13 protein-coding genes are annotated in these 13,572 nt (G+C 65.1%); 4 read left to right on the forward strand and 9 right to left on the reverse strand.

The genetic code is table 11. The features are described 5' to 3' along the window. Positions 1-22 precede the first annotated feature (22 nt). From gspM to JJC00_RS26695, 9 genes are read right to left on the reverse strand one after another with little or no spacing between them, the layout of a single operon-like run. On the reverse strand, positions 23-580 hold the full coding sequence (gene gspM / locus JJC00_RS26655) for a type II secretion system protein GspM (protein ID WP_200468836.1): 558 nt from the start codon (positions 578-580) through the stop codon (positions 23-25). After that, a complete protein-coding gene (locus tag JJC00_RS26660) occupies positions 577-1,647 on the reverse strand; it encodes a PilN domain-containing protein (protein ID WP_200468837.1) in 1,071 nt (356 codons plus the stop codon). Before JJC00_RS26660 ends, gspM begins: the two co-directional genes overlap by 4 nt. Continuing rightward, positions 1,644-2,591, reverse strand: a complete 948-nt coding sequence (locus JJC00_RS26665; protein ID WP_200468838.1) for a general secretion pathway protein GspK — start codon at positions 2,589-2,591, stop codon at positions 1,644-1,646. The genes JJC00_RS26660 and JJC00_RS26665 overlap by 4 nt, the downstream gene beginning before the upstream one ends. After that, positions 2,588-3,271 (reverse strand): PulJ/GspJ family protein, encoded by a 684-nt coding sequence (locus JJC00_RS26670; protein WP_200468839.1) that lies wholly within the window; start codon positions 3,269-3,271, stop codon positions 2,588-2,590. Before JJC00_RS26670 ends, JJC00_RS26665 begins: the two co-directional genes overlap by 4 nt. Next, on the reverse strand, positions 3,271-3,627 hold the full coding sequence (locus JJC00_RS26675; protein ID WP_246774291.1) for a general secretion pathway protein GspI: 357 nt from the start codon (positions 3,625-3,627) through the stop codon (positions 3,271-3,273). Before JJC00_RS26675 ends, JJC00_RS26670 begins: the two co-directional genes overlap by 1 nt. A 25-nt stretch (positions 3,628-3,652) precedes the next feature. Continuing rightward, entirely contained in the window at positions 3,653-4,072 is a 420-nt protein-coding gene (locus tag JJC00_RS26680; RefSeq protein ID WP_246773932.1) for a type II secretion system protein GspH, read from the reverse strand. Positions 4,073-4,103: 31 nt separating this feature from the next. Next, complete coding sequence (gene gspG, locus JJC00_RS26685; RefSeq protein WP_071915602.1) at positions 4,104-4,574, reverse strand: type II secretion system major pseudopilin GspG; 471 nt, start codon at positions 4,572-4,574, stop codon at positions 4,104-4,106. A 17-nt stretch (positions 4,575-4,591) separates the two neighbouring features. Then, the gene (locus tag JJC00_RS26690; RefSeq protein WP_200468842.1) at positions 4,592-5,809 is read right to left on the reverse strand and encodes a type II secretion system F family protein; all 1,218 of its coding nucleotides are present in this window, start codon (positions 5,807-5,809) and stop codon (positions 4,592-4,594) included. 4 nt (positions 5,810-5,813) lie between these two features. After that, positions 5,814-7,499: a GspE/PulE family protein gene (locus JJC00_RS26695; protein ID WP_200468843.1), complete on the reverse strand. Its 1,686-nt coding sequence runs from the start codon at positions 7,497-7,499 to the stop codon at positions 5,814-5,816. 320 nt (positions 7,500-7,819) lie between these two features. Here JJC00_RS26695 and gspD point away from each other — a divergent pair, with 320 nt between their 5' ends. From gspD to JJC00_RS26715, 4 genes are all read left to right on the forward strand, one after another. Further along, positions 7,820-10,171, forward strand: a complete 2,352-nt coding sequence (gspD, locus tag JJC00_RS26700) for a type II secretion system secretin GspD (RefSeq protein ID WP_200468844.1) — start codon at positions 7,820-7,822, stop codon at positions 10,169-10,171. A 31-nt stretch (positions 10,172-10,202) separates the two neighbouring features. Then, complete coding sequence (locus JJC00_RS26705) at positions 10,203-10,700, forward strand: tetratricopeptide repeat protein (RefSeq protein WP_200468845.1); 498 nt, start codon at positions 10,203-10,205, stop codon at positions 10,698-10,700. A gap of 202 nt (positions 10,701-10,902) precedes the next feature. Beyond that, entirely contained in the window at positions 10,903-11,550 is a 648-nt protein-coding gene (locus JJC00_RS26710) for a transglutaminase-like cysteine peptidase (protein ID WP_200468846.1), read from the forward strand. 249 nt (positions 11,551-11,799) lie between these two features. Beyond that, positions 11,800-13,179, forward strand: coding sequence for an AIDA repeat-containing protein (locus JJC00_RS26715; RefSeq protein ID WP_200468847.1), 1,380 nt, complete (start codon positions 11,800-11,802; stop codon positions 13,177-13,179). The last annotated feature ends 393 nt before the right edge of the window (positions 13,180-13,572 follow it).

Below are 13,572 nucleotides of genomic sequence, written 5' to 3' on the forward strand. Positions count from 1 at the left end.
CCTCCACTCGAGGTCGCTTCGTTCACTTCGCGTTCTGTCGCTGCGCCGAGATGCCGAGGACCAGGCGCAACTTGCTGTTGTCGGCGCTGCCCGAGGCGGTCTGGACGACCAGACCATCGATGAACAGAAAGGGCATGCCGGCCTCCAGGTCATAGAGGAGCGGCTGAAGAGATGCGGAAGCGAGCTCGATGTTGAACGTCGCCGAGACGAAGCCGGATTTGGCGAGCGGTCCCTGGACATCGACCTGCGACGACAGTGTGTTGCCGTTCACCCGCTTGGTCGCCGCGAGCACCCGCTGGAGCAGCACGGCGCTTGCGATCGAGGCCGTCTGTCCTTCGAGGAACGCCGAGCCCGTGGGAACGCTGATATCCGCACGGACGGCGGGTGGCGGCGTAGCACGCCGGGCCTCGAGCGTCTGAAGGATCTCTGCGGCTGACGCCGCAGCATCGCGGCTACCCAAGACCTCGATCACGGTCTGCACTGTCGTGAACGCGAACAACACCACCAGCGCCACATAGGCCGCGACCGCGGCGACCGGTAAGCGCGTGAGATATCCCTCGAACTTCTGCATACTGATCATGTGCCCGGCCCGAATTGCGGCTTGATCCTGGTCTCGATGTGGAAGCGCTCCCCCGGCTCGTTGGCGGCGCGCGTCGTCGGTGCGAAGAAGCCTGCGCTGGCGAAATGTGGCGACTGCTCCAGGATCTGGATCAGCGACGGGGCGTCGCTGGTCAGACCTGTGATCTGGAGCTTGCCGCCCTCGATCCTCAGCTCGGTCGCGTAGGTGTGGTCGGGCAAGAGGCCGGACAGCTCTTCCAGCACCATCACGGCCGACGGCATCGTCTGCTTGCGGCGCGCCAGAATTTCGAGGGCCGAACTGCCCTGACCGCCCTGCCCACCGCGCGCGAGCGCGCGGCGCTCGGCGATCCGGCGCTGGGTCTGCTGCAGCTGGGCATCGTAGGAATCGGTGGCGATCCCACCGAGCCCGACCGACAGCATCGCCAGCACGCCGGTCGTCGCGAGGACTACGATCAGCGCAAGGCGGAGCCGGCTCGAGCCGTTTTGCCCGCCGACGCGCTGATGATAGACAGCGACCCGCTCCATGCCCGGCGCTGCCGTCGAGACCTCGACAGCGGCCGCGCCTGCATCGAGGAGAGCTTGCGACAACGACGTCACCGCCGCGCGCGCCGTCGCCACCACGGTCAACTCGACATGGTCATCGGCGATCGCCTGCGGCGGCGTCCAGTGAAACACCGCTTCCGCCGGGCTCCAGGGTGTCAGCCGATCGATCTGGGCACGAATGATGCCGTCGAGAAACTCGACCGCACGTCCCGGCAACTCCAGCGGACGAAATACGAAGCGCGATGGCTGAAGTGCGAGGTCGACCATAGCACCCTTCATCGCCGCGGACCATTCGTCCGACAGCGGTTCGCTGATCACGCCGTCGACAATGTCGATGCGACTGGGCGGCAGATCGGCATCCTTGCTCGTGTTCGAGGCAAGGCGTAGCGTCAGAGCGCCCTCCTCGTCCTCGCTGATCGCGATCTGCCGCGCACCTCGCGTTCGTTCGAGCCGCGCGCTCACCGTGCGCGCAACGCTGTCGATCCATAGCGACAGCGCGGCGGCGATTTGACCGGGAATACTCATCTGTTCTCCCGCGGCCTCGGCCGCCCTCCTCGATCCGGATCAACCTCGTCGGTCCATGCCAGTACGCGGAAGGCTTCTTTCTCGCCCGGTCCCGGAATCTGGATGACCGCCTCGGGCGTTCGTTGCCGGCCGTCCCGTAGCGTGATCCGTATGCGCACCCGATAGGCGTCGCTCGCCGATATCGTGGCGCCCGGCTGCCGCCCGCCGAGCGCGCCGACAACGAACTCTGGATTGTCGGGCGGCAGGTCCGCGCGCTGATTGAGGAAGGCGTCGAGCCTGGCCGTCGTCATGTCCGGCAATGCGGCGATCACTTCCGGCGCGGCATCTAGCACGTTGATTTCAGCCATGCCGCTATAGACTGTGACGAAAGGCATCGCATGCTCGACCAGCGCGGCCGGCAGGCCGAGCACCAGCCACAGCTCATCGGCGCTGCTGAATGGCGCTTGTCGCGGCACGTAAGCGAGGTCCGCCGCGGCATAAGCTGCCGGCTCCGTGTCCTTCCCATCCGGTCTCGGCGTACGCCGCCAGGCAATGACACGCGCGGCATATTCGTCGGCTGCTTCCGCTGGCGTGCCGAGCGCCCTGAACAGGCCCGCTATCATCGTGCGCGGCGCCATATTGAGATTGATCCGTGCCGATTCCGACATGTACTCGACGCGCACGGACGCATCCGCCAGGCGAAAGCCAAAGCCGCCATGGGTCGGACGCCGCATCGTCGCAGGCGCCGACAATTGGTAGGCTGCGAGCTCGACACCGGCCGAACCCAGCATTTCCCATTGCGTCGCCGCGTCCAGCGCCGACAACGCATTGGCCGACTGCGCAATGTAGACCGAAGCGACGGTCGCAAGCGCGGCCAGTCCGGCAAGCAGCCACAGGGTGGCGACGACGATGAACCCGTCCTGCGCTGCAAGCTTGCGTCTCAGTCGAGCGGCCGGACTGGTCATTGCGTCGGCCCGTTACCGGGTTGCGTCTGCGTCGCCTCCTGCTCGGTCGACGGATCCGGCCGCGGCGCGCCTGTCTCGACATGGATCCGCGCGGCGCTCGAAATCACGGTTCCGCGCTCGACATCCCTGATGTCGACGCGGACCGACATCGGCAGTTCGCCGGAGTTGAGCCAGCGGCTGCCCCATTTGCCGTCAAGGCCGGCATAGGCGAAGCTTATGCGATATGGCAGTCGCAGCAGCACGACGGGATCGACGAACGGAATCTGATCTGCCCTGGGATCCCCCGCCTTCAACAGCACGAACGGCGCGCGCATGCGCACCAGTGCCGGACCGTTTCTGTCGTTGATCTCGGAGATCCGCACGATCTCCAGCCCCGGCCGACCATTCGGGCCGAGCACGGAGCGAACGAACATCACGGCCTGCTCCCCGCCGCGAAACAACGGCAGATTGTCCGACCGCGTCACGTAGTCGGCCGCCGCCAGATCGGCCGTGAGCCGGTCGAGAGCGACCGCGACCTGCTCGTTACGCTGGGCACGAATGATGCCGCGATTCCAGCTCGGCAGCCATTGCCCGGTGACCGAAGCCAGTGCGCCCATGATCAGGCCCATCAGTGCCAGCGCAACCAGGGCTTCGAACAACGTGAAGCCGTCTTCGCCGCGCCATTGCCGGGCGTCCGTCATCAGCCCCCGCCTCTGCTCTGCAAGCGGATCGTTTCGAACGACACGATCGCCCCGCCCGGCGCCTGCACGCGCAATTCGACGCGCTGCGGAACGAACCGCGACTCCGGCACGACAGGCACATCGTCGAGGAATGGCGTCATGCGCATCTGCCAGCGGTGGCCGGTGACCCGTCCGCGCAGATCATCAAGCATCGGCGCTCCGGCGCGCGGCAAGGTGGACACCACCACGCGCGCCGCATTGACGAGGGCGGCATGCTGCTCGAGCTTCCAGGCGCCGCGCGAATTGGTCGCGACCAACGTTCCGATCGCAGCGAGCACGATCGTCACCAGCGCGAGCGCCACGACGGCCTCGATCATGGTGAAGCCGGCTTCGCGCCGACGGCTAGAGGACTTCCTGCGCGACAACGTCCACGCCTCCCGTCAACCAGTTCACGCGCACCTCGACGGCGTTGCCAAGGCGTGTCAGACGGATCGTGCCGCCGCACGACATGCCGCTGGCAAAGAAGCTGATGGTCGAGAGCGCCGGCCGGCCGTTGCAGCGTTGTGGCAGCAGCGCGTCGAACACCACGTCCGGCGGCACCTGGATGATCCAGGGGCCCGAACCCGACCTCACGGTACGTGCCCGCGCGTCTACAACGGCGCTGACCGCGCCGTAACGCGACAGCGCGGCGTTGCGGTCGGCCTTGAGCAGGGCCGCAACCTCGATCGCATAAGCCTCGAGCCGCGGCCGCGAGGTCTGCGACGGAAAGCGCGGCAGCAGAACGGCCGCGAGCATCGCGACGATGGCCAGCACGCAGACCATTTCGAGCAGCGTGAAGCCGGCCTCGCCCGTATCAGTTCGCTCCGGAGACGAGATCGGTCGAGGTTCCCGTTCCGCCTTCCTGGCCGTCGGAGCCGAGCGAGCGAATTTCGTAGGGCGCGCGTTCCGCCGGCTGTTTGTAGACATAAGGATTGCCCCATGGGTCGTTGGGAACGTTGCCGCCCTTCAAATAAGGACCATTCCAGGACGCCACGCCGCTCACGGCATGCGCGAGGGCGCCAAGTCCTTCCGAGCTGGTCGGGAAGCGGCCAGCGTCGAGGTAGAACAGGTCGAGCGCGCTGCTGAAACTCTGGATCTGTATCTTGGCCGCCTTGACGCGGGATTCGCTGAGATAGTTCAGCACCCGCGGGCCGACCAGCGCCATGATCATGCCGATGATGGTGATGACGACCAGCATCTCCACCAGCGTAAAGCCTTCCTCGCCGCGACGCCGGCGCCGCCGCCTCGGCGCAGGGAACAGCGCCTTCCTAGACACGCGGATCATGCGAACCCCTCCCCTTCTCAACCGACGACTTGCGTCACTGACAATAGCGCCGTCATGACCGACACGATCAGGCCCCCGACCACGACGCTGATGAGGATGATCGCGGCAGGCCCGATGATGGCGACGACGCGATCGAGCTGCCGCTGCAGCTTTTCCTCGTAGAACTCCGCGACCCGGCCCGACAGCGTCGGCAACTGTCCGGTCTCCTCGCCAAGCCGCAGCATCCGCACCGCGACGGGCGGCAGCACGGCCGAAGCGGCCAGCGCCTCGGCGAGCCTGCCGCCATGGCGCACGCGGTCGGCCATCGCCGCCCAGGCCTGCACGTTGCCGGTCGCAGTCATGATGTCGATCAGGATGCGAAGCGTCGCCGTGAGCGTCACGCCGCTGCCGAGCAAGATGCCGAGATTGCGCGAGAACAGCGCGGCGCGATGGAATTCGACCACGGTCGAGATGACAGGCAGCCGCGCGATCTGCGTCACGATGCTGGCGCGGACGGATGGCCTGCGCCAAGCCAGCCAGCCGCCGATGACGGCAATGGCGACCACAGCACCAACCTCGAAGCCGTGACCGCGCAGGATGTCCGACAGCGTCAGGAACACCTCGATGACGGGATCGGTCTTGGCGTTGAAGTCGCGCAACACCGCCGAAAACTGCGGAAGCACGAACGTGACGAAGAAGATCAGCACGCCGCCGGCCGCGAGCAGCACGAAGGCAGGATATTGCAGGGCGCCGGTCACCTTGCGGCGCAGAGCTTCCGCGCGCGTGCGCTCTGTCCCGATCGTCTCCAGAATGTGGTCCAGCGTGCCCGACATCTCGCCGACTCTGACCAGGGCGACATACATCGGCGGAAACAGCGTCGGCTCGCGCGCGAGCGCTTCGGCAAAGCTCTCGCCGGACAGGATCGCGGTCTTGATAATATTGACAACCGGGCGAAGCCGGCTGACGTCCATATCGCCTGCGAGCAGTTCGAGCGCATCATTCAGCCGAGCACCGGCCTTCAAGAGCAGGGCAAGGTCGCGCGTGAAGATCGTGACATCCGCAGGCCCCGGCTTCGACAACGTCAACGACGCCAGCGAGAGCGACCAGCCCTTGGCTTCCTCCTCGGGCCCGGCGTCGATCGCGACCAGGCCGAGATATTCGATGCGCTGGGACACTTCGGCGAGGTTGGCCGCCGTGATCGAGCCGGAGACGACCTCTCCCTTCTGCGTCAGCGCGCGATAGCGAAAGTTCGGCATCTCGTCACCGCACGGTGGTCACGCGCAGGATCTCCGCCGCCGAGGTCATGCCCGACAGGCATTTGGCGAGGCCATCCTCGATCATGGTCGTCATGCCGTTGCGGATGGCGACCTTATCGATGGATTCCCAGTCGGACTGCTCCTCGACCAGCGCGCGGACTTCCTCATTCATCTCGAGCACCTCGAACACGCCGATACGACCGCGATAGCCGACATTGCCGCAGCGCTCGCAGCCGACGGGTTCGAAGATGACATTGCCGACGGACAAACCGACCGCCGTGTAGCGCGGATCGGCCTCGACGTCGGCATGGGTCAGCGGCCGGCTGCTCTTGCAGCGGTCACAGAGCTGGCGGACCAGGCGCTGCGCGATCACCGCGCGCAGGGTCGAGCGCAGCAGGAACGCCTCGACGCCGAGATCAAGCAGGCGCGGCACGGCGGCCGCCGCCGTCTCGGTGTGCAGCGTGGTCAGCACGAGATGGCCGGTGAGCGCTGCGTGGATCGCAACATGAGCGGTCTCGGAATCGCGGACTTCGCCGACCATGATGACGTCGGGGTCCTGGCGCACGAATGACCGCAGCGCGGTGGCGAAGGTCAGACCGATCGAGGGCTTGGCCTGCGACTGGGAGATGCCGGGGATCTCGTATTCGACGGGATCCTCAATGGTGAGGATCTTTCGGGTCGGCTCGTTGAGCAGCGACAGCACCGTCGCGAGCGTCGTGGTCTTGCCGCTGCCGGTCGGGCCGGTGACGATGATCATGCCGTGCGGCAGTGCCAGCATGCGTCGCAATTTGCCCTGGTCGCCGGGCAGGAAGCCGAGCTTGTCGATCGACAGCAAAGCGCGGTCCCGCGGCAGCAGGCGGATGACGGCGGACTCGCCATGCTGCGTCGGCATGATCGCGACCCGCACGTCGATCTCCGAGCGCGCCGCCCGTACCCGCGCGCCGCCGTCCTGCGGCAACCGGCGCTCGGCGATGTTCAGTCCCGCCAGGATCTTGATACGCGAGATCACCGCCGCCGGGGGTACGCCGTTCGGTGTCGCGACATTGCGCAACAGCCCATCGACGCGCATCCGTATCACCAGCGAGGTGCGGCCGGGCTCGATATGGATATCGCTGGCGCGCAGCTCGACGGCGGTCTCGAACATGTCGTTGACGGCGCGAACGACCGGCGCGCCGCTGGCAAGGTCGCGCAGATTGTCAATGTCGTCGTCCTGCGCTGTGGCACTGACGGCGGTCTCGGCGCTGGCGCTCTCCTCCTCGCCGAGACGCTGGTCGAGCACGGTGGCGATATCCTCGAACGAGGCAACCTTGATGGTCGGCACTGTGCCAAGCACGATTGCGGCCGCCTGTATGGATGCCCGGTCCGTGGGGTCGGCCAGCACAAGCACCGGCGATCCGCCAGCGGGCTGACACGGGAATACCGCCATTTCGCGCAGGAACCGGCGCGAAAACTGCTGCGCGCGGGATTCCGTCGCCATCATCTCCTGAAGCGTCACTCGCGGAAGCTCGAAGAACAGCGACACCTCGTCGGCGAATTCGCTCGCCGACAATTCACTCATTTCCCACAGCTTACGCAGACCACCTTCGGCAGGGCGGGACCCATTCGGCCTGCCGAGCTTGTCCGCGTCCGGATTCAGGCCAACTTTCTGGCTGAAACGAGCTACGAACTCGTGCGCATTCGGGGAGGCCATGGACGTGTACCGTAGTCACTCTGACGGCCGCAGAGCGGCGAGCGGGCCGTTTACCTTACTTCTCCGATTGGAAATGTGACGGCATGGTCGATCGCAATATCGTCCCCAGCCCGTCACAACATGATCAAACAGAACGCCCTTGATGTCTCTGAGCAATTTCCCGTCGCATCACATTCTCATAATAAACTCGCGCGCGACGGGCACAGGGCTAACAGAATTCATAACACACGACTGTCATACGAGAGGGTTAAGCAAGCCTCATTCGGCCCGCCCCGCCTCGACGGGAATAACAGTGGGCGGCGCGTGAGTGAGGCAGTCCAGTGAGCCGAGCAGCATTCCGGATCGGCTTGGTTGTCCAATGCGCTGCCATCTGCGTATTGCTCGGATCGTGCAACACGGTGAGCGGCATCGCCGATGCCGACACCAAGGATCCGGATGTCTTCGACAAGGTCCGCTCGGTTGACCTGTTGCCGCGCTATCCGAACCAGTTGCCGCAGCGCGAGCTCTCGACCGGCCCCCGCGCCAAGACCGCGATCTATGCTGCGGTTGCAAGCGACGACGCGCCAACCGCCACCTCCTCGCAGCAAGCGGCGGTCAGCACCGACCGGTTCGAGCTCAATTTCGACAACTCGCCGGTCGCATCCGTCGCCAAGATCGTGCTCGGCGACATCCTCGGCGTCGGTTACGTCATCGATCCTCGCGTCCAGGGCAATATCAGCCTTTCCTCGGGCCGTCCGATCCCCAAATCCGACGTCGTCTTCGCGCTCGAAAACGCGCTGCGGATCGGCGGCGTCGCGCTGGTGCGCGACGATACCGGCTACCGGCTGATGCCGCAGGGCGACGCGGTCGGCGTCGGCGGTGCGGACGCCTCCGATCGCATGACACCGGGCTACGGCATAACGATCGTGCCGTTGCAATATGTCTCGGCGCAGACCGTCATCAAGCTGGTCGACAGTTTTGCCACCAAGCAGGGCATGATCCGCGCCGACACCAGCCGCAACCTGATCCTGATCCAGGGCTCCGGCAGCGAGCGCCGCAACGCGGTCGATCTCGTGCTGAGCTTCGATGCGGACTTTTTGAAGGGACAGTCGGTCGGCATCTTCCCGGTGCAGAACAGCAATCCGGGACCGATCATCGCCGAGCTCGAAAAGATCGTCGATTCCGGCGAAGGCGGCATGACGCAGAACGTGATCAAATTCCAGTCGATCGCCCGGATGAACGCGGTGCTCGCGGTGACGCGGAAGCCGGAGCTGTTGAATCGTGTCGAGACCTGGATCCGCCGCCTCGACACCACCAATACAGGCCGCTCCGCGGTCCACGTCTACCGCGTGAAGTTCGGCGACGCCCGGCAGATCGCGCGGGTGCTCAACGACGTCTTCGGTTCGAGCAGCTCTTCCGGCTCGTCCGCCTCTCCGCTCGACAGCCCGGGCGGACAGGTCGCACCGGGATCCGGCCTCGCCTCGAGCTCGAGCGGCGGCTCTGCGCTCAGCCGCCTGTCGGCCTCGCCCAATCAGTCGAGCGGCGGTTTTGGCTCGAATTCAGGCGGACGCGTCGCAAGCTCGGGTGCGGCCGACGCGTCCACCGGCAATCAGGCCGCCTACGGTTCATCATCCGCTTCGCAAGGCGGCGGCAGCCTGTTCGACAACTCCGCCACAGCACAGAATTCAGGCCGCGGCGGCACAGGTCCCGGCAACGTTCTCGACGGTGTCCGCATCACTCCCGACAGCGTCAATAACACGCTATTGATCTATGCGAGCCAGGAACAGTACCGGATCATCGAGCAGACCATCAAGGAGATCGACCAGCCGCAGCTCCAGGTCGCCATTGACGCCACCATCGCCGAGGTGACGCTAACCGACGATCTCCAATATGGCATCCAGTCCTACATCATGAGCCGCGATGTCGGCCTGAAGCCCAACACCGGCTCGACGGGCTTTAACGGCGCAACGTCGGTCGTCGCGGCGGCAACCGATGTCGTGCTCCAGCGCGCCATCCCCGGCTTCAACTTCCTGGTCGGCTCGGCGCAGACGCCGCGCGCCGTGCTCAACGCACTGCATGCGGTCACCGACGTCAAGGTGCTGTCGAATCCCTCCCTGGTCGTGATCGACAACCAGGTCGCGACGCTCCAGGTCGGCGACGAGATCCCGATCCAGACCGGAAGCGCAACCGTGCTGACCGGCAACAACACCATCGCCAACACGACCGACTATCGCAGCACCGGCATCATCCTGCGCGTGGTGCCGCGGATCAATGCCAACGGCAATGTCAGGCTCGATGTCGAGCAGGAGATCTCCAATCCTGTCAGCAATTCGTCGTCAGGTTCGTCCTCGACGTCGACCAACTCGCTGACGCCGACGGTATCGACCCGCAAGGTGCGCAGCTCGGTCGCGGTCGCGAGCGGACAAACGGTCCTGCTGGCGGGCCTGATCAGCGACACCCAGACCAAGACCCGCGCGGGCATTCCGGGCCTCGACCAGATTCCCGGCCTCGGCGAAGCCGTGTTCGGGCAGACGGACAAGCAGGTCAAGCGCACCGAGCTGATCATCTTCATCCGGCCGCAGATCATCCGCGACGGCGCCGATGCTCATTTCGTCGCCGAGGAGCTGCGCACCAAGCTGCGCGGCACGATCAACGCAATCGGGCCGAAACCCGCGCCGACGACCTACCGCTGAGCCGGTACAAATTACCCGAGGAGCGGTTAACATGATCAGGTCCAGCAGACTCTTGATTTCCGCCATCGTGCTGGGACTTGCCTCGACAAGCATCGCCCACGCAGATTCCCTCGGCGCCGGAACCGGCGCGTTCAACCGCGGCGACTACAATACCGCCGCCCGTCTGCTGTTGCCGCAGGCCGAGCGCGGCAATGCCCGCGCGCAAGGGATGGTCGGCTTCATGTACGCGACCGGACAAGGCCTGCCGCAGGCCTATGACGCCGCCGGCTACTGGTACAGGCTGGCCGCCGAGCAAGGCGACACCACGTCGCAATATCTGCTCGGCCTCGCCTACGACAAGGGCCAGGGCGTGCCGCAGGACGACGTCGCCGCCTACAAATGGCTGAACCTCGCGGCTGCGCACGCACCGAGGAAAACGCGCGAGAATTTTGCAAAGTTGCGCAATGCGGTCGCCTCGAAGATGAGCCGCGGCCAGATCGCGGCCGGCCAATGGCACGCGCTGCGCTGGCCCGAGGAGTCGCCGTTCTGATCGACCGTGAGGGCCGCAAGCTGCGGGGAATGCCGTCATATCAAGATGTGACGGTGTAACGCCGGTCTTAACGAAAATCACACCATCACCGCCGCCGTCCCAGCCGAGATCGCGCGGATCGGTACAATTTGAAGCAATAGCTTAGCCGGATCGCGAGCTGTCTCTGCCAACCTCCCCAGCACAGGGAGCGTCGGGGGACGACATGGCGGGAAGTCGCAACGCAAAGCAGAGACTGACGACGCTGGCGGCCGCCGGCTTGGCCGCGGCCTGTCTGTCGATGGCGCTGCCGGCCCATGCTTTCCTGGCCCGCCCCACCCTCTTTGCTGCGATCGGCGCCGCGACCAAGGCACCGTCCGGCTGGCAACAGTTCTGCGCCGAGAATGCCGAGGAGTGCCGGCCCGGCGCCGATCAGGCGCGGGACGTCGTGCTCACGCCCGAACTGCTTCAGCAGCTCTACGAGATCAACAAATACGTCAATGATCGCGTCGCCTGGACCAGCGATGACGCGCTTTACGGCAAGGCCGAACGCTGGACGCTGCCGCTTGATCGCGGCGATTGCGAGGACATCGTCCTGCTCAAGCGCAAGATGCTCGCCAAGCTGGGCTGGCCGCAGGGATCGCTCCTGATCACCACGGTCGAGGAGCCCGGTCCGGCGAAGGGGCGTCACGCCGTACTCACCGTTCGCTCCGACCGCGGCGAGATGATACTCGACAACCAGACCCCGGAAATCCTGTTCTGGTATGAGACCAAATACCGCTACCTGTCGCGGCAAAGCGCCACCGACCCGAACGTCTGGGTGGCCTTCGGCTCCGAGCAACCGAAGCCGCCGGCCCTAACCGTCGAGCGCTAGTTCACCCGCAGAACAGCCTATAGATGCCCCTGCGCGCACGGCACACCGTTGCCCGCGTGCCCGCCGGCCGTGCGTGAACGTCGGCACGGCATCGCCCGTCCGGCGTCTGGCTGCACCTTCTCGTCGCGAACAATCCTATAATATTGCACGCGCGTTATGATATATATTATATCATTCGCGATGGAATGATTCCTATTTTAATTGTATCTACATCGCGACCAATCCCAATAGCGCTCATTTGAGGCATCAATGACTGATTTTGTAAACACCGGCACTGTCTCCACTCCCACCACCACGACTTATGTCGTCGTCACTCCGGGCACGCTCACCATCGCCAGCGGCGGTGTCGTGTCCGGTGCAGTCGTCATCGGCTCCGGCAGCTTCATGGTGATCGAAACCGGCGGTGTCGCCAACAACACGACCATCGTGGGCGGCACGCAATACAATTACGGCACGGCCAACGGCGTCGTGATCTCCAATGGCGGCACGCAGCACGTCTATGGCGGCACCGCGAGCAACGTCACGGTTACCGCCGGCAGCTACCAGGACGTCATGAACGCCACCGTCACCGGAACGACGCTCGCCGGCTTCCAGCAGGTGCATGTCGGCGGCGTGACCTATGCGACGGTCATCGTCAACGGCGGTAACGAGTTCGTGGCGGCTGGCGGCACCACCAACGGGACGATCGTTTCGTCGGGCGGCCTGCAATATGTCGGCGAGGACGGCACCGCCAACGGCACCGCGATCAACAACGGCGGCTATCAATACGTGCTCGGCACCGGCAACGACACCGTCGTGTTCGGCGGCGGCGTCCAGGAAGTCGCCGGAACGACCAACAACACCACCGTCAACAGCGGCGGCATTCAGCACATCGTGCTAGACGGCACCGCGATCACGACGACGGTCCTGGCCGGCGGCTTCCAGCAGGTCAACAGCGGCAGCGTGCAGGGCAGCCAGGTCAGCGGCAGCCTTCAGGTTCTGGGCACGGGAACGTCGAACGACACCGTGATCCTGGCCGGCGGCAACGAATATATCGGCTCCGGCGCATCGGCGACGGGAACGACGGTCAACGCCAGCGGCCTGCAATATGTGGACGCTGGCGGTTCGGCGGCCTCCACGACGGTCAACGGCGGCTTCGCCTTCGTGGCGGGAACGGCCTCGGGCACGACCGTCAACAGCGGCGAGTTCGATGTGGCTGGCAGCGCCAGCAACACGCATCTGGCCGGCGGCGCCGAACATGTTTACGCCGGCGGCGTCCAGAACGGCGCCGACTTCGCAGGCTCGGCTTCAACGCTCTATCTCGACGACCCCTCCGGCCTGACCGGCACAATCTCGAATTTCGAGGTCGGCGACGTCATCGACTTCCGCAGCCTCGCTGTGAGCTCGTACGAATTCGATGGCGCGACGCTCACGCTGATCACCGGTAACGGCTCCCTCGCCTATCAATTCGCAGGCGTCGAGGCCGGCACCGCGTTGAACGTCGCCTCGGACGGCCATGGCGGCACGTCCGTGTCGTTGTCGCTGCTCTCGCAGTTCTCGGCGAGCCTGGTCCCGGATGCAGGCGAAGGCGCGATCACGCAGCAGGGCTCCGATCCCGAGGGCGCCTCGCTCGTTCACGCCCAGAGCTGACCTGAGACGACATTGCTGTACCGGGACAAGTCCCGGTACAGCTTCCTCGGCTATCGAGCCCTGCTCCGGCCAAGGCCATCGGCGGAAGCCTCGCCACTCTTCGCTCATCAAGTCTCAGACGCAGCAGGTCGCGTGCCATCGAGTGCAGCGCGCCAACACATTCATCATCGGCAATGCGGGCCCTGCGACTGCGGCTCCAGTCACGCCTGCCTATGCGGGAGGCATGCCCAGCGCAGGATTGCATACCATTTGGAGCAATCGCCTCGGCTGCACGCGCCCCCTTCATATCATTGATGTAACGTTATTACGGACAAAATGCCGCATACCGCGCAAAAATGTATCATAAAATATCATAAATAGATCGTTTAGAGCCCGTGCAGGTTCAGCGCAGGC

Origin of the sequence: Bradyrhizobium diazoefficiens, from assembly GCF_016616885.1 — a bacterium.
Lineage (GTDB): Bacteria > Pseudomonadota > Alphaproteobacteria > Rhizobiales > Xanthobacteraceae > Bradyrhizobium > Bradyrhizobium diazoefficiens_F.